The organism is Kitasatospora sp. NPDC127111 (genome assembly GCF_042677465.1).
Classification (GTDB): Bacteria; Actinomycetota; Actinomycetes; order Streptomycetales; family Streptomycetaceae; genus Kitasatospora.
Genome location: NZ_JBHXTG010000009.1, coordinates 37,981 through 57,411 on the forward strand (window position 1 = coordinate 37,981; position 19,431 = coordinate 57,411).

A 19,431-nucleotide genomic window follows, 5' to 3' on the forward strand; every position below is an offset into this window, starting at 1 on the left:
GCGGGCGCCGATGGACCGGGCCCGCACGGCCCGCACGGCCCGCCGGGCCGCCCTGGCGGCGGCGGGCGTCGAGTTCCTCCACCTGGCACCGGCCGCCGTCCGCCTGAGCGCCGTCCGCCGTACGGTGGCCCGCGGCACCGCCGGCTACGGCGGCGAGGACGACCACGTGGCGCTCACCTTCGACGACGGCCCCGACCCGCGCAGCACCCCGTACATCCTGGACGCCCTGGACGGGATCGGCGCCCGGGCCACCTTCTTCCTGCTCGGCGCCATGCTGGAACGCGCGCCCGGCCTCGGCCGCGAGCTGGTGACCCGCGGCCACGAGGTCGCCGTCCACGGCTGGCACCACCGGCAGCAGTGGTACCCGGCCCCCGCCCGCGACCTGCGCGAACTGCGCCGCGCCACCGAGGCGGTCGCCGGGTTCTGCGGCGCCCGTCCGCGCTGGTACCGGCCGCCCTACGGCGTCCTCACGGCCGGCCCGGCCCTCGCGGCCCGCCGCCTCGGTCTGCGCACCGTGCTCTGGACGGCCTGGGGGCGGGACTGGACCGACCACGCCACCGCGGACTCCGTCTACGCGACCGCCCGCCCGGGCCTCACCGGCGGCGCCACCCTCCTCCTGCACGACTCCGACTGCACCTCGGCGCCCGACTCCTGGCGCGCCACCCTCGCCGCCCTCCCCCTCATCGCCGCCCACTGCCGCACCCGCGCCCTCACCCTCGGCCCGATCCGCGACCACGGCCTGCGGTGACCACCTCTGACGACGGTTCAACGGTTCGTCAGTCAGAAAGCATGATCACCGTATACTTCTGCGGCTCGACAACCACTGAGTCGTCGGCGAGGGAGCACGCGGGGGGCGTCATGGAGCTGCGGGACATCGAGATCTTCCTGGTGCTGGCCGAGGAGTTGCACTTCGGCCGGACCGCCGAGCGGTTGCGGGTTTCGCAGGCGCGGGTGAGCCAGGCGATCAGGAAGCAGGAGCGGCGCATCGGTGCCGCGCTGTTCGAACGCACCAGTCGCACCGTGCGGCTGACCGACGTCGGCCGGCAGCTGCGCGACGACCTGCAGCCGGTGTACGCGGGCCTGCACGAGTCCCTGGAACGCGCCCGGCTGGCCGCGCGCGGTGTCACCGGCCGGCTGCGCGTCGGCATGATGCCGTTCAACCTCGTCGACCTGCACTTCTACTGGAGGGAGTTCCGCTCGCGGCACCCGCGGTGGGAGCTGGAGATCCGCCAGCTGGACTACGTGGATCTGTTCGGCCGGCTCCGCGCGGGCGAGATGGACGTCCTGGTCGTCTGGCTGCCCGTGGACGAGCCGGACTTCACGGTCGGCCCGGTCCTGCTCACGGACCCGCGGATCCTCGCGGTGACCGCCGACCACGAGCTCGCCCGGCGGACGTCGGTGCGGCTGGAGATGTTCGCCGACTTCCGGCACCCCATGCCACCCGGCCTTCCGGACTACTGGGAGGACGGCTACGTGCCCTTCCGCACGCCGCGGGGGCGGACGATCGAGCGCGGGGGGCAGGTGACCAACGCGGAGGACCTGATCAACCAGGTGGGCATGGGCGAGATCATCCACGGCTTCCCCAGCCACGTCACCCGGCACTGGGGCATGCCGAACATCCGCTGGATACCCGTCCCCGACCTGGCGACCCTGTCCTACGTCCTGGTCTGGCGGACCGACGCGGAGAACGAGCCGATCCGCGCGCTCGCCGACGTCGTCCGCGATCTCGGCCCCTACCGGTTCTGACCGGCTCTCCCGGCGCTCAGAGCCCCACCCGGGCCAGGGCCGCGGCGAAGCCGGTGCGCCAGGGGCCCGGGGAGGCACCCGGGGAGGGGGCGGGCGAGGGACGGTCCAGCGCGGCGAGTGCGTTGCGGACCACCTCGGCCGGGCGGGCCGAGGTCACGTCGGCGTGCCCCAGTTCCAGCTCGTGCTGCAGGTTGTCCCGGCCGTGGCCCTGGACGACGTCCAGCAGGAGCAGCCGACGGCCGAGCGCCCGCGCCTCGCTGCAGGTGTCGCCGGAGCTGGTCACCACCAGGTCGGCGGCGGCCATCAGCGCGGGGATCCGGTCGGTGTACCCGAAGGGGTGCAGGTTCGGCCGGCGCGCGGCGGCCCGCCGCAGGCGCCGCTCCAGCTCGCGGTTGCGCCCGGCGACGGCGAGCACGTGCGGGCCGGCGTCGGCGAGGTCGGCGGCCGCGCGGGCGAGCGGGCCGAGGCCCCAGGAACCGGACATCAGCAGCACGCACCGGGCGTCCGGCGGTACCCCGGCCCCGGCCCTGGCCTCGGCCCGGCCGGGCGGGCGGTAGAACGGTTCGCGCAGCGGCGCCGGCAGCACGGCGACCGCCGCGTCCGGCCGGTAGCGGCGCACCGCGCAGGCCGCGACCTCCGAGGTGACCAGGAACAGGTCGGTGCCGTCCTGCACCCAGAGCCGGTGCGGCGTCACGTCGGTGCACAGGACGAGGTGGCGGAAGCCGGGCCCGCCGTCCCCGCGCAGCCGGTTCACCGCCGAGGTCGAGGTGGCGAACACCGACACCACCAGCTCCGGCCGCTGCTCCGCGACCAGCGCCCGCAGGGCCGGCACCAGCCGGCTGCGCGCCGCCGCGTCCGCCAGCAGCGCGATCCGGGCACCGGGCCGCAGGGCCGAGAAGTGGAAGGCGTCGTAGACCCCGGGCAGGTCGAGCAGCCGGCGGAAGACCGCCTCCCCGGCCGCGCCCGCGCGCTGCCCGAGCAGGGCCATGGCGTCCACCGTGGCGGTGGTCCAGCCGCGCTCGCGCAGCGAGTCCGCGCAGGCCTGGGCCATCACGTCGTGGCCCTGGCCGAGCGAGCCGGAGACCAGCAGCGCGTGCGGCACCGGCGCCGCCTCAGGAGGCGCCCGACGCGGGCCTGGGCGCGGGCTTCGGCGCGGGCTTCGGCGAGGGCTTGGGCGCGGGCGCCGCGGCGGCCTCGTCCCGGTACCAGTCGGCGTACCGCCGCACCCCCTCCGCGAAGTTGGTCCGCGGTGACCACCCCAGCAGCCGCTTCGCCTGCGCGGCCGAGATGCGGCGCCCGGTGAAGTCGGCGGCCCGCGCCTCGATGTGCTCGATGCTGACCGGCCCCAGCAGCCGGTCGACGGTGTCGGCGATGTCCCGCACCGAGATCGCGGTCGAGCCCTCCAGGGCGAACGTCTGGTCCTCGGCGGCGGGGGAGAGAGCCCGGACGTGGGCGTCCGCGAGGTCCTCGACGTAGACGAAGTTGCGGCTCTGCCGGCCGTCGCCCGCGATGGTGATCGGCCGTCCCGCCAGCGCCGCCTGCACGAACCGGGCGACCACCAGTTCGTCCCGCATCCGCGGCCCGTACGGGATGCCGTAGCGCAGGATGGTGAAGTGCCGCCCGTACAGCTCCCGGTAGCTGTGCACCAGCATCTCGGCGGCCAGCTTGGTGGCGACGTACAGGTGCCCGCTGCGCTCCAGCTCGATCGGCACGTGCTCGTCGAGCTCCAGCTCCTGCTCCGCGCCGGCCATGCCGGCCTCGGTGAGCGCCGCGCCGTAGACCCAGACCGTGCTGGCCAGCACGGTGCGGCTGAGGCCGCTGCGCCGGGCGGCCTCCAGGACGGTCTCGGTGCCGTCGATGTTGGCCCGGACGGCCCCGACCGGGTCGGCGGCGACCTGTTCGACGTCGGCCATCGCGGCCAGGTGGAAGACCACCTCGCTGCCGTCCAGCGCGGCGGTGAGGGCCGAGAGGTCGAGGATGTCGATCCGGGCGTGCTCGGCGCCGGGGTTGAGGTACTTGTCGGTGGTATCCACCGCCAGGACCTCGTGCCCGGCCGCCAGCAGCCGGTCCACGACGTGTGAGCCGATGAATCCGCATCCCCCGGTGACGGCTATGCGCACGTTCTCTCTCCTTGTCCGGTTGTCCGGCTCGGGCCTGCCCGGGTCCGGTGGTCCGGCCGGGCCCTCCTGGGCGGACGCCGCCCGCCGGCTTCAGCCCGCGAGCCGCCGGTGGACGGCGGTGACCGCCGCGATCACCCGGTCGGTCTCGTCCTCGGTCATGTCGGAGTGCACGGGCAGGCAGATCTGCCGGGCACAGACGTCCTCGGCGACCGGCAGCGGGCCTCGCCGGTGGTCGGCGAGCACCGGTTGCAGGTGCAGCGGCAGGTCGTACACCTCCCCGGCCAGCCGGACGCCGTGCTCCTCGGCCACCGCCCGCTTGAACGCGGCCCGGTCGACTCCGGCGGGCAGCAGCGCCACGTACTTGTAGTAGTTGCCGCGCGAGCCGGCCGGCTCGGTGACCGGCTCCAGGCCGTCGAGCCCGGCGAGCGCCGCGTCGTACCGCTGGGCGACCCGGCGCCTGGTCTCGACGAACTCCTTGAGCCGCCGCAGGTGCACCGTGCCGACCGCGGCGTTCAGTTCGCTCATCCGCCAGGAGGCGCCGAACCGGACGTGGTGGTTGGTGGTGAACGCGCCCTTGCCCTGGTCACGGTAGATCCGGGCCTCGTCGCGCAGCTCGGCCGACTCGGTGAGGATCATGCCGCCCTCGCCGCTGGTGGTGACCTTGGTCGGGTAGAACGAGAAGGCACCGGCCAGGCCGAAGGTACCGGCGGCGCGCCCGGCGTAGCTGCTGCCGTGGGCGTGCGCGGCGTCCTCGACCAGCGGGACGCCCCGGCGGTCGCAGACCGCGCGCAGGTCGTCCACCTCGGGGGTGATCAGGCCGCCGATGTGCACCAGCACCACGGCGGCGGTCGCCGGGGTGAGGGCGGCCTCGAGCGTGGCGGGGCTGAGCGCGAGGGTGCGCGGGTCGACGTCGGCGATCACCGGTCGGCCGCCCGCGTGCACGATGGCGCCGGCGGTCGCGTAGAAGGTCACGGCGGGGACGACCACGTCGCGGTCGCGGACGTCGACGGTGCGCAGGACGATCTCCAGCGCCGCCGTGCCACTGGCGACGGCGACCGCGTGCGAGGCGCCGTGCTCGGCCGCGAACGCCTGCTCGAACCGCTCGGTCCAGGGGCCGAGGGTCAGCGCACCGGTCGCGAGGATCTCGGTCACCGCGTCCGCGACGGCCGAACGGTCGCTCTCGTCGAACACGATGCGAGCGGCTGGCACGTCCATCGGGCCTCCTCGGCGGGCTGGAACACAGCATCGGGCGGGTCGTCTCCGGTCGGACCGGGCAAAACGGTCGGGCCAGGCACATCACGCTACTTCGCCCGGGCGGCCCCGGCCCGTCGTCGCCGCCCGCCTGGGTGATCCGGGCCCGCACGTCCTGGACCCCGGGCAAGTCGTTCGCATCCGTCCCAGGTGTCGGTGTGGCGCGGGAGGACGCGCCGGGCCGCCACCCGCAGCCGCCGGCTCCGCCGTCCCGCGCACCGGCCGGGTGCACCGACCGGCGGCGGCGCCCCGACGGCGCGGGCGCAGCGGCCGAGCGACAATGGACACGGTCCGTCTCGACCCGTACGGCCCGCCGGGGCCGCTCCCGAGGGAGGTCCGCGATGGTTCGCTCGGTCGGAATCGATCTGGGCACCACCAACTCGGTCGTCTGCGTCCTGGAGGGCGGCGAACCCGCCGTCGTCCCCAACGCGGAGGGCGCGCGCACCACACCGTCGGTGGTGGCGTTCGCCAAGGGCGGCGAGGTGCTGGTCGGCGAGGTGGCCAAGCGTCAGGCGGTGACCAACGTGGACCGCACGGCCCGCTCGGTGAAACGGCACGTCGGCGACGCGAACTGGCGCTTCCCCGAAGCCGGTGACGTGGACGGCCGGCGGTACACCGCGCAGGAGATCTCCGCCCGCGTGCTGCAGAAGCTGAAGCGCGACGCCGAGGCCTACCTGGGCGAGGACGTGACCGACGCCGTCGTCACCGTCCCGGCGTACTTCAACGACTCCCAGCGCACCGCGACCAAGGAGGCGGGCGAGATCGCCGGCCTGCGGGTGCTGCGCATCGTCAACGAGCCGACCGCCGCCGCGCTCGCGTACGGGCTGGACAAGGAGAACGACCAGACCATCCTGGTCTTCGACCTCGGCGGCGGCACCTTCGACGTCTCCCTGCTGGAGATCGGCGACGGGGTCGTCGAGGTGAAGTCCACCAACGGCGACACCCACCTCGGCGGCGACGACTGGGACCAGAAGGTCGTCGACCACCTCGTGCGGCAGTTCCACAACGGCTACGGGATCGACCTGTCCAAGGACAAGATGGCCGCCCAGCGGCTGCGCGAGGCCGCCGAGAAGGCCAAGATCGAGCTCTCCTCGGCGACCGAGACCACCGTCAACCTGCCCTACGTCAGCGCCTCCCCCGAGGGGCCGCTGCACCTGGAGGAGAAGCTCACCCGCGCCCAGTTCCAGCAGCTCACCGCCGACCTGCTGGAGCGCTGCAAGGTCCCCTTCCACCAGGCCGTGGCGGACGCCGGGATCGAGGTCTCCGACATCGACCACGTGATCCTGGTCGGCGGTTCCACCCGGATGCCGGCGGTCACCGAACTCGTCAGGTCGCTCACCGGCAAGGACCCGCACAAGGGCGTCAACCCGGACGAGGTGGTGGCGGTCGGCGCCTCGCTCCAGGCCGGCGTGCTGAAGGGCGAGGTCAAGGACGTCCTGCTGCTCGACGTCACCCCGCTGTCCCTCGGCATCGAGACCAAGGGCGGCATCATGACCAAGCTGATCGAGCGCAACACGACCATCCCGACCAAGCGCTCGGAGATCTTCACCACGGCCGAGGACAACCAGCCGTCGGTCCAGATCCAGGTCTACCAGGGCGAGCGCGAGATCGCGGCGTACAACAAGAAGCTCGGCATGTTCGAGCTCACCGGCCTGCCGCCCGCGCCGCGCGGGCTGCCGCAGATCGAGGTCACCTTCGACATCGACGCCAACGGCATCATGCACGTCGCGGCGAAGGACCTCGGCACCGGCCGGGAACAGAAGATGACCGTCACCGGCGGCTCCGCGCTGCCGAAGGACGACATCCAGCGGATGATGCGCGACGCCGAACAGCACGCCGAGGAGGACCGCCGGCGCAAGGAGGCCGCCGAGACCCGCAACCAGGCCGAGCAGCTCGTCTACTCGACCGAGCGGCTCCTCGCCGAGAACCCCGACAAGGTCCCCGCCGAGGTCAGGACGGAGGTGGAGACGGCACTCACCGACCTGAAGGACAAGCTCAAGGGCGAGGACACCGCCGCGATCCGCACCGCCCTGGACCACGCCGCGCTCATCGCCCAGAAGATCGGCACCGCCCTCTACGCCGCCCAGCCCCCCACCGACCCCACCCCCACCGACGCCACCCCGCCCGACGAAGACGTCGTCGACGCCGAAATCGTGGACGACGAAAAACCGAAGAACCCCAACACCTGACCCGCCCGGGCCGCTGTCCCGTCCAGCCGTTGCAGGGGACGAAGCCCGCCTCGACGCTGCCGCGGAACGCCAGTGCGTCGCGGCCGATGCCGAGAGCGCCGAGCAGGACGTCGAGAGCGGCGTCCACATTCCGGACCGAGCGGCTCACCCAGCCGAAGGTGTATCGGACGGGCACTCCTTCGAGCTCGCTCAGGGCGTCGGCAGTCGGTGAGGCCCCCTCCCATGCCGACCGCGCCGCAGGGTGCCGGCCCGCGGCTGCCGCGGAGTCGCTGGCCCGCTCGGGGCGAGGCGTGCTTCGAGCACATCCGGGGGATTCTGCTGCAGAATTCTTCCCGGCCGGGAGTAGCGACATCGAGGGGGAGGAACCGCGGTGGACCGACCGTCGGCTACGGGGGGAGTGCCCGCGTCCGTCGCACCCGACTCCGCGATCCCCGCGCCCGGACCGGACTCCACCGCACCGGAGGCGGCGTCGGGCCGGCCCGCCCGTGCCCCGGCGGGTGGTGCGTGGGTGGTCGGCATCGACGTGGGCGGCACGGGGGTGCGGCTGGCCCTCGCACCGGCCGAGCAGTGCGACGACCTCCGTGCCGCGCGGACCCGCGAACTCCCCGCCCCCGCGCGGATCGTCGCCTCCGGCCATGACGCCGACGCGCTGCTCGGCCGGCTGCTCCCCGCCCTGGAGGCACTGGCCGCCGACCTGCCACCCGGGGCGCGCGTCGCCGCGGTGGCCGTCGGCGCCACCGGCATGGCGCTGCTCGGCCGCGACCTCGCCGCCAAACTGCCCGGCCCGCTGGTCCGGGCCACCGGGGCGCGGCGGCTGGTCCTGGCCGGCGACGCCATCGCCGCCCATGTGGGCGCCCTCGGCGCCCGTGCAGGCGTCACGGTCGCGGGCGGCACCGGACTGGTCGCGATCGGGTACAGCCCGGACGCGGGCTGGCGCCGGGCCGACGGCTGGGGCCAACTGCTGGGCGACTGCGGCAGCGGCGGCTGGATCGGCCGGGCGGGCCTGGAGGCGGCGCTGCGCGCGTACGACGGCCGCGCCGGGGGCTCGCCCGCGCTCCTGGACCTGGCCGAGCGCCGTTACGGCCCGGTGACCGGCCTGCCCGCCGCCCTCCAGCCGCGCCCCGACCGGGCCGGCCTGCTCGCGGCCTTCGCACCCGACGTGGCGGAGGCGGCCGGCGCGGGTTGTCGGGTGGCCGGGGCGATCGTACGGCGGGCCGGCGAGGAGATCGCCGTCACCGCGACGGCCGCCGCCACCGCCGCCGGCCTGACCGGGCCCCGACTCGCACTGACCGGAGGCCTGTTCAACCTGCCGAGCCTGCGATCGGCCACCGAGGCCGCACTCTCCGCCCGCCTCCCCGCCGCCCGCCTCCACCACCCGGACGGCCCGCCCCTCCTCGGCTCCCTCCGCCTCGCCGCCGCCGACCCCTTCCCCTGGCCCCTCGACCCCCCGCTCCTCGACCTCCACCACCCCGACCCGGCGTGACACCTCGACCCCTGCCCGCCGCACAGGAAGTCGATCGGGCCGACTTCCTCTGCGGGTGGTTGGTGGGGAAGGTGTGATGGTTCGGTCTCGGGCCGCCTACAGCGAACCGCTCCCGGTAGGTCCGGGCGGTCAGTTCGATGACGGCTCGACCGTCGCTCGGACGGAATGGTGTCGGAGCCGGGCGGCCAGGAGTTCCATCTCGACGCGCGTCCCCACCAGGCCGGTCGTTCTCAACTCGTCGGCCATGGCTCGTGCTTGTGGCAGCGCCAGGCGGCCGTGCACCTCGCGGAGGGCGCGCAGGACGGGCACCGGGCTCGGCTCGGTCTCCGTCAGCCGGAGCCGGGCCGGGCCGTGTTCGGCCAGGAGGGCCTGGCGGATGCCCTCCGGAGACGCGTCGCCGCTGTCCTCCTCGCACCAGGCGGTGCGACAGTCCCGGCAGTGTCCCTCGCTGCCCCACCACAGGCGTCCTTCGCGGATGAACTGGCCGGTGTTGAGGACGAACACGCCGCCGCAGCCCTCGCAGCGCGTGGTGACGTCCACTCCCTGGCTGATCATCGTTTCTCCTCCTCATCGTCGGACCTGGCTCCCCGCATTGGGGGAGCACGTGAGGTCAGGGGCGGCGCGCGAGGAAGACGAACTCCTTGCCCGGGCGGTCGGGTGCGTCGCGGACCTCCTGCAGTCGGTAGCCCTGCGCCGTCAGGTCGGCCTCGACCTCCCGACGTTCCCGGAAGCGCAGGGTCGAGTCGGAGGTGAGGTGCTGGCCGTCCGTGGCGAAGACGTGGTTCCAGCGGAACGTGACGAGCGGTGGGCTCACCTCGACCAGGTCGACCCAGCTCTCGACCGCGCCGACGTCCGGGATCTCGGTGACCCGGTGCGAGGCCGCGCGGTTCCAGGTCTCCCAGGCGCGCGCAGCCGGGTTCCTGGTCTCGAAGGCCAGGTGCCCGCCCGGGCGCAGCGCCTCGTGAGCCCTGGCCAGCGTGTGCCGCCACGCGTCCGGGTCGACGATCGCCTGCGCGACGTTCGCGGTCATGGTGACGAGGTCCACCCGCAGTGGTGGAAGCACGGTCGCGTCACCGTGGATCCAGCGCACGCGTTCGCCGCCCGGCTTCGCCCTGGCCACGTCGAGGGAGGCTCGGGCGGGATCGACGCCGACCACCTCGACCCCACGGTCGGCCAGCAGGAGCGCGAAGACGCCGGTGCCGCACCCGATGTCCAGCACCCGTTGCGCGCGGAGCTGCCGGGCGAGGTCGAGATAGGTGTGGAGGTCGGTGCGATCCGGATCGAGCGGGTCGTGGATCGCCGCCAGCCGCGGGTCTCCGAAGATCTCGTCAGCCATGTGTCCGAAGGTGGGGAGGGAGGAAAGTGGGGAGGGGTGACGGCCGGTCGGCTGCCGTCTCCCGGAGCGGCGGCTTCACCGGCCTCAGGGCTGGCGGGCCACGGCCCCGTACATGCTGACCCGGTCGGCGCCGGGGGCGGGGGTGGCGTCGGGGCGCCAGAGGGGGACGGTGACCACGCCCGGGTGGAGGACGTCGAGGCCGTCGAGGAGGGCCCGGACCTGGTCGCGGGTGCGGCCGACGAGGGGGGCGGTGGCCTTGTCGTAGACACCGGTGACGCGGTCGCGGACCTCGGCGGGGATGAAGTCCGCGGTGCCGTGGGAGAGGATCAGGTGGCTGCCGGGGGCGAGGGCGGCGAGGAGTTCCCGCACCACCTTGCCCGGATCGTCCTCGTCGCGGAGGAAGTGCAGGACGGCGCAGAGCACCAGGGCCACCGGGCGGTCGAAGTCGAGGAGTCGCTCGGCGTCGGCGGCGGCCAGGACGCCGGCCGGGTCGCGCAGGTCGGCCTGGATCACGGTGGTGCGGCCGACGGCCGTCCCGGCCATCAGGGCGCGGGCGTGGGAGAGCACGATCGGGTCGTTGTCGACGTAGACGACCCGGGCGCGCGGGTCCACGGACTGGGCGATCTCGTGGGTGTTGCCGGCGGTGGGTATGCCGGTGCCGATGTCGAGGAACTGGTCGAGGCCGAGGCCGGCGACGTGCCGGACGGCCCGGCGCAGGAAGGCCCGGTTGGCGCGGGCGGTGGAGCGGAACTCCGGGTTGGCGGCCAGGGCGCGCTCGGCGGCCTCGCGGTCGGCGGGGAAGTTGTCCTTCCCGCCGAGGTAGTAGTCGTACATCCGGGCCGGGTGGGGGATCTCGGGCCGCAGGTCGGCGGCGACGGTGGCGTCGCCGGGCTCCCACATGCTGTCGTAGCCCACTGCCGCCTCCGCCCGTTGGTGACCCGCGGCCGATCTGATGATCCGTCCGACGTTCTCCGCGGACAGCCTAGACGCCCGGCCCGGCCCCCGGGGGCTGGGGGTCGGCTCACCCCCTCTTGCCGGGCAATGACCGGATTCCTGCCCGTTCGGCCGGTTCGCCGGTGCCCTCGCGGACCCGCCGTCCGGTGTCGGCCGCCCGATTCCGGGCCCGTACGATCCGGACGCCCGTGCGACCCGGATGCCCGCGCCCCGCCGGGCGGAGCGGCCCGGAGCGGAGCACCATGGAAGTTCCCGGACACCACCACCAGGACAGGCGGGCCAGGCCGGGACGGACCGGGACGCGTCGGCCGGCGATGGGAGGCCGTGATGATCGGTGCGGCGGACATCAGGGAGTGGCGTGGCCACGCCGTGGTCGACGAGAAGGGCCGTCGGATCGGCACGCTCGAATCCGTGTACGTGGAGACCGTGAGCGACCGGCCGTTCTTCGCCACCGTCACGGTCGGCGTGGTCTCCCGGCGCCGGCTGGTGTTCGTCCCGTTGGACGACGCCGTGCTGGGACCTGGCTACGTGCGGGTCGCGTTCCCCAAGGCACTGGTCAAGCAGGCACCCTCGATCGACACCGACGGCGTCCTGCCGGCCGAGGAGGAGCCGGCGGTCTTCGCGCACTACGGGCTCCCGTACGCCCCGGGCGCGGGCGGCGAGCGCCGGCTCGCCCGCCGCTGACCCGCCCGGCGCCGCCAAGCCCCCGCGCCCACGCCCTCGCCCACGATGTCACTCCGCCGTTCGGGTGGAATCCGGCGTGCTCGCCGCGCCCGGCGCCCGGCGGCGCGGTTCCGCACGCCCGGGAGTTCCCGGACCGCCCGACAGTCCGTCATGCGTCGTTCACGCCAAGGTCGCTGACCTCCGGATGAATGGGGCCGCCCGCAGTTGTACAGCCAACTGCGGGCGCCTCCCTCCCGCCCTCCGTGACCAGCCGCCGACGGCGCCGGCCCGCCCCGCCCTCCTCCCGCACGGGGCAGGCCCGCCTGCCCGAGCGCGGCGGACAGGACAACCGTGGCCACCGGCAGCGCCCTGACCCTCACCACGCCCGCCCACCCCGTCGAAGGCGACAAGCTGACCTTCCACTGGACGACCGACGCCCCCGACACCAAGAACTGGGTCGGCGTCTACGACGGCACCCGCCGACCGGGCAACGGCAGCTCCCTGCTCTGGAAGTACACGCCGGGCGGCTCCGGCGACGTCCAGCTCGACACCTCGGCGCTCACCGGCGGGCCGTACACCGCCTACCTGCTGGCCAAGGACGGCTACGGCATCCTCGCGCAGACCGCGCCGTTCGACTTCCGCCCCGGGCCCGCCGTGGTCCGCCCGCACAGCGCCGTCGACGCGCTCACCGCCACCGCCGTCGCCCCGGGCGCCGCGGCACCCTGCCCACCATCTCCTGGCTGGTCGCCCCCTACCTGTTCTCCGAGCACCCGGAGGCCGGCCCGGCGTACGGCGCGCACTGGGTGAACACCGCGCTGCAGTCGCTGATGTCCAACCCGGCGGTCTGGCGGCACACCGTCTTCCTGGTGATGTACGACGAGAACGACGGCTACTTCGACCACATGGTCCCGCCCACGCCCGAACCCGGCACGCCCGAGGAGTACACCCAGGGCCGGGCGATCGGCCTCGGCAACCGCGTCCCGCTCTGGGTCATCTCGCCGTGGTCCCGCGGTGGTTGGGTCAACTCCCAGGTCTTCGACCCCACTTCCGTGCTGCGCTTCATGGAGCAGGTCACCGGCGTCGCCGAGCCCAACATCTCGGCGTGGCGCCGGGCCGTCTGCGGCGACCTCACCAGCTGCTTCGACTTCGCCGCCCCCGACCACTCGATACCGCGGCTCCCGGACACCGGTGCCCTGATGGCCCGGGCCGACGCCGGGACCAAGCTCCCGGCCGTCCAACTCCCCGCCGTCGGCGCCCAGTCGATGCCCGTCCAGGAGCGCGGCGAGCGCCCGCACCGCCCCCTGCCGTACCAGCCCTGGGCCGACGTCGACGTGGACCGGAGGACCGGCCGGGTCACCTGCACCATGGCCAACGACGGCACGGTGGCCTTCCCCTACACCGTCTACCCGAACATCCTGCTCCCGTTCGCGGGCACCCCGTTCACCGTCGCCCCGGGCGCCACCGCGAGCTACGTCTGGGAGGCCGCCAGGACCAACGGCCGCTACGACTTCACCGTCCACGGCCCGGACGGCTTCGTCCGCCGCTTCGCCGGCACGGTGATCCGCGACGGCCGTGACGGCCAGAACGACATCGGCGTGCCGATCGTGACGGCCGACCTGAGCGGCTCCTCCCGGCTCACCCTCCAACTGGTCAACGACGGCATGACGGAGGTGGCCTTCGCCGCCGCGCCCAACGACTTCGCCGGCACCGCGCAGACGGTCCGGGTCAAGCCCGGCAAGCGGGTCGACCTGGCCTGGCCGCTGGACCGCCAGGGCCGCTACGACGTCGTCGTGACGGCCGCCACCGGGCTGCGCTTCACCCAGCGCTACGCCGGCTGGGTGCACTGACCCCGAGCCGGCACCCGCGGGCCGCACGCGGCCGGGCGCGGCGAGGGGGCGCCGAACTGGTGACCCCCGGCCGTGGCTCGGCCGTCCGGCGCGACCCCGCCGCTACCGTCGGGCCATGCAGAAGATCAGCACCTTCCTCTGGTACGACGACCAGGCCGAAGAGGCCGCCGCCTTCTACACCTCGCTGTTCCCCAACTCCCGGATCACCGGCACCACCCACTACGGCGAGGTCGGCCCCGGCGAGGCGGGGAGCGTGATGACCGTCGAGTTCGAACTCGACGGCCGGCGCTTCACCGCCCTCAACGGCGGCCCCGAGTTCACGTTCACCGAGGCCGTCTCGCTCCAGGTGGACTGCGAGGACCAGCAGGAGGTGGACCGGCTCTGGGCCGGGCTCACCGCGGGCGGGGGCGAGGAGGGCCCGTGCGGCTGGCTCAAGGACCGCTTCGGCCTCTCCTGGCAAGTGACCCCCCACGTCCTGCTCGAACTGATCGCGGACCCGGACCGGGCCAAGGCCGACCGCGTCATGGCGGCGATGCTGCGCATGGGGAAGCTGGAGATCCAGCCGCTGCTCGACGCCGCGCGCGGGTGACGCCGTGACCGAGACCAGCTACCGCGCGATCGTCTACGTGCACGCCACCCCCGAGCACGTCTGGCACGCCCTCACCAACGCCGACGAATCCGGCGTCTACTGGGGCCACCGCAACGTCTCCACCTGGCTCCCGGGTGCCCGCTGGGAGCACCAGCGCAAGGACGACTCCGGCATCGCCGACGTGGTGGGCACCGTCGAGGCCGCCGACCGTCCGCACCGCCTGGTCACCACCTGGGCCGGGCCGGACGAGCGGCGCCCGGGCGGACCCTCGCGGGTGACCTTCGAGATCCAGGGGTACCGCGACCTCACCCGGCTCACCGTCACCCACACCGACCTGGCGGACGAGGCCGAGCGCAGCGAGGCGGAGGCCGGCTGGTCGGCCGTGCTCTCCAACCTGAAGACCTACCTGGAGACCGGCCGGCCCCTCCCGCAGGAGCCCTGGTCGATGCCCTGACCGGCCGGACGGCCCGCAGCGGCCGTCAGCCGGCCCGCCCGCCCGGCCGGTTCCGGCGTCCGCGCCAGAGCCGGGCGGGCCGCAGCCGCCCGGCGCGCAGCCGCTCGCCGCGGGCGAGACGGCGCAGCCAGGCGAACCGGGAGAACCGCTCCCGGTTCGCCACCGACGCCCGGTCCAGCTCCTCCATCAGCCGCCGGCCGCGGTGTTCGAGGTCCAGTTCGTCCAGGATCCGGTCGATCTCGGCGAGCAGCGCGCCGTGCAGCTGCCAGGCCTCCGGGTGCTCCTGCACCTGTCGCAGCAGCAGCTGGGCGACGTTCTCCCGGCTCGCCCAGGCGGAGGCCAGCTCGGAGGTGAGCCGCCGCTCGGCCTCCTCGGCGTTCCGCCTCACCTGGGTGGTGACCAGCACCGCGAAGCTCACCAGGGCCCCGCCGACGTGCTCCAGCAACTCCTCCAGCTCCGCCGCGACCTCGGCCGGGAACAGCCGTTCGCCCGGCGCGCGCCGCTTGGCCAGGTCGGTGAGCGAGCGGGCCAGCACCCGGATCACCACGACGCAGATCTCCAGCGTGTCCAGGCCGGTGCGCAGCACCAGCCGGGAGAGCAGCCCCTCGCTGATCCGCGGGTTGAGCCGGAGGCTGTCCTCGGCCTGCCGCAGGGCGCCGTCCACGTCGGCGATGGCCTGGTCGAGCCGGCGGGCCTCGTGCAGGCGCTCGGCCGCGCGCGCCACCGGGGTGGGCCGGCCGAGCTCCTCGGCGATGCCGTTCAGCAGGTGGCGGGCGCGCCGGGCGAGGTCCTCGATCGACTCGCCGGCCGTGTCGACCCAGACCGGCGGCGCGAACAGCAGGTTGAACAGCAGCCCGACGACGGCCCCGATCAGCGTCTCCAGCACCCGGTCCCAGGCCTGCGAGGTGACCTGCGAGACGCCCAGGATGAGCATCGCGCTGATCGCCACCTCCTGGACGAACTCGTCCACCCGGACGAACCGCCCGATGGTCAGCGAGGCCAGGATGATCAATCCGAGGCTCCACCAGGACAGCCCCACGACGGAGCTGAACCCGATCGCGATCAGCACCCCGACGACCACCGAGTTGACCCGGCGGATGCTGGTGGTCAGCGTCGAGTAGACGGTGACCTGGACGACCAGCAGGGCCGTGAGCGGCGCGGTCAGCGGGGCCGGCTCGCTGCTCAGCTGGGTGGCCACCGCGTACGACAGGGTGGCGGCCACGGTCGCCCGGATCGTCTGGACGACGAAGGGTTCTCGGGCGCCGCGGCGCAGCGCGGTCGCGAGGGACTCCGGGAGAAGGGCCATGTCGCCCTTCTTTCCCCGTGGCGGCCGTTCCCACCGCACGTCCGCCGGACCGCTACCCGAAAGAGCCCCGCGCCCGGCCGTGCCCGGGGTCCCGCGCGCCGGTGCCCGGCGGGCGGGACCGCCCGGAGGACCGTCCGGAGGCTAGGACCGCCCGCGTCCGCCGCGGAGCAGCTTCCACGGCGCGAGCGCCGACTCGACCTGCACCGCGAGGCTCATCTTCGAGGCGCCCTTGACCCGCTCCTCGAAGCGGATCGGCACCTCGCGGATGGTCAGGCCCCGCTGGACCACGCGGTGGTTCAGCTCGACCTGGAACGAGTAGCCGTTGCTGTGCACCGAGGGCAGGTCGATCGCCCGCAGGGTCTCCGCCCGCCAGGCCTTGAACCCGGCGGTGGCGTCCCGGACGCCGAGGCCGAGGATCGTGTTGACGTAGAGGTTGGCCCAGGCCGACAGCGCCTTGCGGTGCCACGGCCACTCCTCGGCGGTGGAGCCGCCGGGGACGTAGCGGGAGCCGAGCACCACGGCGGTGTCGCCGGCCAGCAGGGTCTCCAGCATCAGGGGGATCACCGAGGCGGGGTGCGAGAGGTCGGCGTCCATCTGGATCACCACGTCGGCGCCCTCCTCCAGGGCCCGGGTCATGCCCGCGACGTACGCCCGGCCGAGGCCGTCCTTCTCGGTGCGGTGCAGCACGCCGACGGTGCCGGGGGATTCCAGCGCGAGCTTGTCCGCGACGTCGCCGGTGCCGTCGGGCGAGTTGTCGTCGACGACCAGCAGGTGCAGCCCGGGCAGCCCGAGACCGGCGAGCAGCCCGGCCAGGACCGGGAGGTTCTCCCGCTCGTTGTACGTGGGCACGACGACAACGACCTTCGGGGAGGCCTCGACCATGTTCTGTCCCTCGCGTGATCCCCGGCCCGTGCCCGCGCCGCGTCGGCGCCCGCACCCGGCCGGGCGGTTGTCCACTTCTGTTGTCCACTCCGGTCGGGCGAGTCTAACCGCGTTGGTACGTGCCCGGACCCGCCGTCCCGGGGAAGGGCGCCGAGCGGGCGACGCGCCGGGGCACGCCCACCGTGCTCCGCCCCGTCGGAGGTCTCGTCACATAGCCTGACCGGGCCGTCCGTCCGGCGGCCAGGGTGGTCCGGAGCCGCGTGCGGCGGGTGGCCGGCGTCGTGGACAGGGGTGTGCGTGGGCTCGTCAGCTTCGTCCGGTACGGGAGCTCCGGGGGCGGCCCCGTCGGCCCGGCAGCGCTTCCGCGCGTGGCTGCTCGAAGGCCTGACCGACATGGCGAAACAGCACCCCGGGCCGCACGCGCAGGCGCCCGTCGAGCACCAGGGCGCGCGCTGGTGGCGGGTGATGTGCCTGACCGGCCTGGACTACTTCTCGACCCTCGGCTACCAGCCCGGCATCGCCGCCCTGGCGGCCGGCCTGCTGTCGCCGGTGGCGACCATCGTGCTGGTGATCGTCACCCTGCTGGGGGCGCTGCCGGTGTACCGGCGGGTGGCGCAGGAGTCGCCGCACGGCGAGGGCTCGATCGCGATGCTGGAGCGGCTGCTGTCGTTCTGGAAGGGCAAGCTGTTCGTCCTGACGCTGCTCGGCTTCGCCGCCACCGACTTCATGATCACCATCACCCTGTCGGCCGCCGACGCCACCGCCCACCTGGTGGAGAACCCGCACCTGAGCAGCGCCCTCACCGGCAGGCAGGTGCTGATCACCCTGGTCCTGATCGCCCTGCTGGGCGGCGTCTTCCTGAAGGGCTTCAGCGAGGCGATCGGCCTGGCCGTCGTCCTGGTCGCCGTCTACCTCGCGCTGAACGTGGTGGTGGTCGCCACCGGGCTGTGGGAGGTGCTGCGGTCCCCGCACCTGGTCGGGGACTGGGCGGACGCGCTCACCGCGGAACACGGCAACGCCATCGCCATGATCGGCGTCGCCCTGGTGGTCTTCCCCAAGCTGGCGCTCGGCCTGTCCGGCTTCGAGACCGGCGTCGCCGTCATGCCGCACATCGAGGGCGACCCGGAGGACACCGAGGAGAAGCCGACCGGCCGGATCCGCGGCGCCCGCAAGCTGCTCACCACCGCCGCCCTGATCATGAGCGTCTTCCTGATCACCACCAGCTTCATCACCACCCTGCTCATCCCCAAGGCCGCCTTCGAGCCCGGCGGCCCGGCCAACGGCCGGGCGCTCGCGTACCTGGCGCACGAGTACCTGGGCAACACCTTCGGCAGCGTCTACGACCTCTCCACCATCCTCATCCTCTGGTTCGCCGGGGCCTCGGCGATGGCCGGCCTGCTCAACCTGATGCCCCGCTACCTGCCCCGTTACGGCATGGCCCCGCACTGGGCGCGCGCGGTGCGCCCGACCGTCCTGGTGCTGACCGCCATCGCCTTCCTGGTGACCTGGATCTTCGACGCGAGCGTGGACGCCCAGGGCGGCGCGTACGCGACCGGTGTGCTGGTGCTGATCAGCTCGGCGGCCATCGCCGTCACCATCGCCGCGCACGCGGCCGGGCAGCGCAACTGGACCATCGGCTTCGCGGTGATCGCGGCCGTCTTCCTCTACACCACGGCGGTCAACATCGCCGAGCGGCCGGACGGCGTCAAGATCGGCGCCTGCTTCATCGCCGGCATCATGCTGCTCTCGCTGCTCTCCCGGCTCAAGCGGGCCTTCGAACTGCGGGTCACGGACGTCGTCCTGGACGACGCGGCGGAGCGGTTCGTCCGCGACTACACGCACCGCCCGATCCGGCTGATCGCCAACGAGCCGAACAGCCGGGACCTCGTGGAGTACCAGGAGAAGAAGCGGCAGATCCGGGCGGACAACGACATCCCGGCCGAGGACGACCTGGTCTTCGTCGAGGTCACCGTGCGGGACCCCTCGGAGTTCGAGGCCGTGCTGCGGGTGCACGGGGAGGTGCTGCACGACCGCTACCGGGTGCTCTCGCTGGAGAGCTCCAGCGTGCCGAACGCGCTGGCGGCGCTGCTGCTGACGGTCCGGGACCGGACCGGGCAGCAGCCGCACATCTACTTCGAGTGGACCGAGGGCAATCCGTTCGCCCAGTTCCTGCGGTTCTTCCTGTTCGGGCACGGCGAGGTCGCGCCGGTCACCCGCGAGGTGCTGCGCGAGGCCGAGCCGGACCGCGGCCGCCGCCCGCGGGTGCACGTCGGCTGAGCGGCCGGTGACGTCATCTGCCCGGGCGGGACCTGCTCCAGGCGGGGGCGACGAGGGCGACCAGGGCGACGGCGAAGCCGAGCTGGAGCGCGTGGCGGGTCCAGTCGATGCCGCGGGTGCTCCCGACCCCCAGCCAGCCGGCCACCCCGTTTCCCAGCCAGGCGCCGGCCGCGCCGAGCAGCATCGTCAGCCACCACGGGATCGCCTGCGGGCCGCGCAGGATCAGCTTGGCCAGCACACCCAGTACGAATCCGATGAGCAGGATCCAGAGCAGCTGGAACATCGCGGACCACCTCCTGAGGTGTGTCGTCCCATGCTCGCCCGGATCGCCCGT

19 protein-coding genes are annotated in these 19,431 nt (G+C 73.9%); 10 read left to right on the forward strand and 9 right to left on the reverse strand.

Annotated elements, in window-relative coordinates; translation table 11 throughout:
• Positions 1 to 10 precede the first annotated feature (10 nt).
• A complete protein-coding gene (locus ACFVHB_RS08305; RefSeq protein ID WP_380317033.1) occupies positions 11 to 748 on the forward strand; it encodes a polysaccharide deacetylase family protein in 738 nt (245 codons plus the stop codon).
• A 110-nt stretch (positions 749 to 858) separates the two neighbouring features.
• Positions 859 to 1,746: a LysR family transcriptional regulator gene (locus tag ACFVHB_RS08310; protein ID WP_380317036.1), complete on the forward strand. Its 888-nt coding sequence runs from the start codon at positions 859 to 861 to the stop codon at positions 1,744 to 1,746.
• Between the two features lie 16 nt (positions 1,747 to 1,762).
• Here the strand turns inward: ACFVHB_RS08310 and ACFVHB_RS08315 are convergent, their stop codons facing one another.
• From ACFVHB_RS08315 to ACFVHB_RS08325, 3 genes are all read right to left on the reverse strand, one after another.
• Positions 1,763 to 2,848, reverse strand: coding sequence for a hypothetical protein (locus ACFVHB_RS08315; RefSeq protein WP_380317039.1), 1,086 nt, complete (start codon positions 2,846 to 2,848; stop codon positions 1,763 to 1,765).
• A 10-nt stretch (positions 2,849 to 2,858) separates the two neighbouring features.
• Positions 2,859 to 3,866, reverse strand: a complete 1,008-nt coding sequence (locus tag ACFVHB_RS08320; RefSeq protein WP_380317042.1) for an NAD-dependent epimerase/dehydratase family protein — start codon at positions 3,864 to 3,866, stop codon at positions 2,859 to 2,861.
• 90 nt (positions 3,867 to 3,956) lie between these two features.
• A complete protein-coding gene (locus ACFVHB_RS08325; RefSeq protein WP_380317045.1) occupies positions 3,957 to 5,081 on the reverse strand; it encodes a DegT/DnrJ/EryC1/StrS family aminotransferase in 1,125 nt (374 codons plus the stop codon).
• Positions 5,082 to 5,458: 377 nt separating this feature from the next.
• Here ACFVHB_RS08325 and dnaK point away from each other — a divergent pair, with 377 nt between their 5' ends.
• Both dnaK and ACFVHB_RS08335 read left to right on the forward strand, forming a co-directional pair.
• Positions 5,459 to 7,306, forward strand: coding sequence for a molecular chaperone DnaK (gene dnaK / locus ACFVHB_RS08330; protein ID WP_380317048.1), 1,848 nt, complete (start codon positions 5,459 to 5,461; stop codon positions 7,304 to 7,306).
• 508 nt (positions 7,307 to 7,814) lie between these two features.
• Positions 7,815 to 8,789: an N-acetylglucosamine kinase gene (locus ACFVHB_RS08335; RefSeq protein ID WP_380317051.1), complete on the forward strand. Its 975-nt coding sequence runs from the start codon at positions 7,815 to 7,817 to the stop codon at positions 8,787 to 8,789.
• Positions 8,790 to 8,918: 129 nt separating this feature from the next.
• On the opposite strand, the gene ACFVHB_RS08340 is transcribed toward ACFVHB_RS08335, so the two are convergent.
• From ACFVHB_RS08340 to ACFVHB_RS08350, 3 genes are all read right to left on the reverse strand, one after another.
• Entirely contained in the window at positions 8,919 to 9,344 is a 426-nt protein-coding gene (locus tag ACFVHB_RS08340) for a hypothetical protein (RefSeq protein ID WP_380317054.1), read from the reverse strand.
• A gap of 55 nt (positions 9,345 to 9,399) precedes the next feature.
• On the reverse strand, positions 9,400 to 10,125 hold the full coding sequence (locus tag ACFVHB_RS08345) for a class I SAM-dependent methyltransferase (RefSeq protein ID WP_380317057.1): 726 nt from the start codon (positions 10,123 to 10,125) through the stop codon (positions 9,400 to 9,402).
• Positions 10,126 to 10,209: 84 nt separating this feature from the next.
• Positions 10,210 to 11,025: an SAM-dependent methyltransferase gene (locus ACFVHB_RS08350; protein WP_380317359.1), complete on the reverse strand. Its 816-nt coding sequence runs from the start codon at positions 11,023 to 11,025 to the stop codon at positions 10,210 to 10,212.
• 381 nt (positions 11,026 to 11,406) lie between these two features.
• Here ACFVHB_RS08350 and ACFVHB_RS08355 point away from each other — a divergent pair, with 381 nt between their 5' ends.
• The 5 genes from ACFVHB_RS08355 (at position 11,407) to ACFVHB_RS08375 (ending at position 14,632) form a co-directional block, all read left to right on the forward strand.
• Positions 11,407 to 11,763, forward strand: a complete 357-nt coding sequence (locus ACFVHB_RS08355; RefSeq protein WP_380317065.1) for a PRC-barrel domain-containing protein — start codon at positions 11,407 to 11,409, stop codon at positions 11,761 to 11,763.
• 330 nt (positions 11,764 to 12,093) lie between these two features.
• Entirely contained in the window at positions 12,094 to 12,549 is a 456-nt protein-coding gene (locus ACFVHB_RS08360; RefSeq protein WP_380317370.1) for a hypothetical protein, read from the forward strand.
• Positions 12,498 to 13,589, forward strand: a complete 1,092-nt coding sequence (locus ACFVHB_RS08365; protein WP_380317362.1) for an alkaline phosphatase family protein — start codon at positions 12,498 to 12,500, stop codon at positions 13,587 to 13,589. The genes ACFVHB_RS08360 and ACFVHB_RS08365 overlap by 52 nt, the downstream gene beginning before the upstream one ends.
• Positions 13,590 to 13,704: 115 nt before the next feature.
• On the forward strand, positions 13,705 to 14,178 hold the full coding sequence (locus tag ACFVHB_RS08370) for a VOC family protein (RefSeq protein WP_380317068.1): 474 nt from the start codon (positions 13,705 to 13,707) through the stop codon (positions 14,176 to 14,178).
• Positions 14,179 to 14,182: 4 nt separating this feature from the next.
• The gene (locus tag ACFVHB_RS08375) at positions 14,183 to 14,632 is read left to right on the forward strand and encodes an SRPBCC domain-containing protein (protein WP_380317071.1); all 450 of its coding nucleotides are present in this window, start codon (positions 14,183 to 14,185) and stop codon (positions 14,630 to 14,632) included.
• Positions 14,633 to 14,657: 25 nt separating this feature from the next.
• Here ACFVHB_RS08375 and ACFVHB_RS08380 read toward each other — a convergent pair whose 3' ends face one another.
• Positions 14,658 to 15,938, reverse strand: a complete 1,281-nt coding sequence (locus ACFVHB_RS08380; protein ID WP_380317074.1) for an aromatic acid exporter family protein — start codon at positions 15,936 to 15,938, stop codon at positions 14,658 to 14,660.
• 141 nt (positions 15,939 to 16,079) lie between these two features.
• On the reverse strand, positions 16,080 to 16,820 hold the full coding sequence (locus tag ACFVHB_RS08385; RefSeq protein ID WP_380317077.1) for a polyprenol monophosphomannose synthase: 741 nt from the start codon (positions 16,818 to 16,820) through the stop codon (positions 16,080 to 16,082).
• Between the two features lie 393 nt (positions 16,821 to 17,213).
• On the opposite strand from ACFVHB_RS08385, the gene ACFVHB_RS08390 reads away from it, so the two are divergent.
• Positions 17,214 to 19,097 (forward strand): amino acid transporter, encoded by a 1,884-nt coding sequence (locus ACFVHB_RS08390; RefSeq protein WP_380317080.1) that lies wholly within the window; start codon positions 17,214 to 17,216, stop codon positions 19,095 to 19,097.
• Positions 19,098 to 19,110: 13 nt separating this feature from the next.
• On the opposite strand, the gene ACFVHB_RS08395 is transcribed toward ACFVHB_RS08390, so the two are convergent.
• Positions 19,111 to 19,380, reverse strand: coding sequence for a GlsB/YeaQ/YmgE family stress response membrane protein (locus tag ACFVHB_RS08395; RefSeq protein ID WP_380317083.1), 270 nt, complete (start codon positions 19,378 to 19,380; stop codon positions 19,111 to 19,113).
• Between the last annotated feature and the right edge of the window lie 51 nt (positions 19,381 to 19,431).

What these genes read in the sequence shown, in the direction of transcription:
- dnaK (WP_380317048.1), top strand. Translation starts at nt 5,459, where the DNA reads ATGGTTCGCTCGGTCGGAATCGATCTGGGCACCACCAACTCGGTCGTC.
- ACFVHB_RS08380 (WP_380317074.1), bottom strand. Translation starts at nt 15,938, where the DNA reads ATGGCCCTTCTCCCGGAGTCCCTCGCGACCGCGCTGCGCCGCGGCGCC.
- ACFVHB_RS08305 (WP_380317033.1), top strand. Translation starts at nt 11, where the DNA reads ATGGACCGGGCCCGCACGGCCCGCACGGCCCGCCGGGCCGCCCTGGCG.
- ACFVHB_RS08370 (WP_380317068.1), top strand. Translation starts at nt 13,705, where the DNA reads ATGCAGAAGATCAGCACCTTCCTCTGGTACGACGACCAGGCCGAAGAG.
- ACFVHB_RS08385 (WP_380317077.1), bottom strand. Translation starts at nt 16,820, where the DNA reads ATGGTCGAGGCCTCCCCGAAGGTCGTTGTCGTCGTGCCCACGTACAAC.
- ACFVHB_RS08350 (WP_380317359.1), bottom strand. Translation starts at nt 11,025, where the DNA reads ATGTGGGAGCCCGGCGACGCCACCGTCGCCGCCGACCTGCGGCCCGAG.
- ACFVHB_RS08325 (WP_380317045.1), bottom strand. Translation starts at nt 5,081, where the DNA reads ATGGACGTGCCAGCCGCTCGCATCGTGTTCGACGAGAGCGACCGTTCG.
- ACFVHB_RS08355 (WP_380317065.1), top strand. Translation starts at nt 11,407, where the DNA reads ATGATCGGTGCGGCGGACATCAGGGAGTGGCGTGGCCACGCCGTGGTC.
- ACFVHB_RS08345 (WP_380317057.1), bottom strand. Translation starts at nt 10,125, where the DNA reads ATGGCTGACGAGATCTTCGGAGACCCGCGGCTGGCGGCGATCCACGAC.
- ACFVHB_RS08395 (WP_380317083.1), bottom strand. Translation starts at nt 19,380, where the DNA reads ATGTTCCAGCTGCTCTGGATCCTGCTCATCGGATTCGTACTGGGTGTG.
- ACFVHB_RS08390 (WP_380317080.1), top strand. Translation starts at nt 17,214, where the DNA reads ATGGCGAAACAGCACCCCGGGCCGCACGCGCAGGCGCCCGTCGAGCAC.
- ACFVHB_RS08310 (WP_380317036.1), top strand. Translation starts at nt 859, where the DNA reads ATGGAGCTGCGGGACATCGAGATCTTCCTGGTGCTGGCCGAGGAGTTG.
- ACFVHB_RS08340 (WP_380317054.1), bottom strand. Translation starts at nt 9,344, where the DNA reads ATGATCAGCCAGGGAGTGGACGTCACCACGCGCTGCGAGGGCTGCGGC.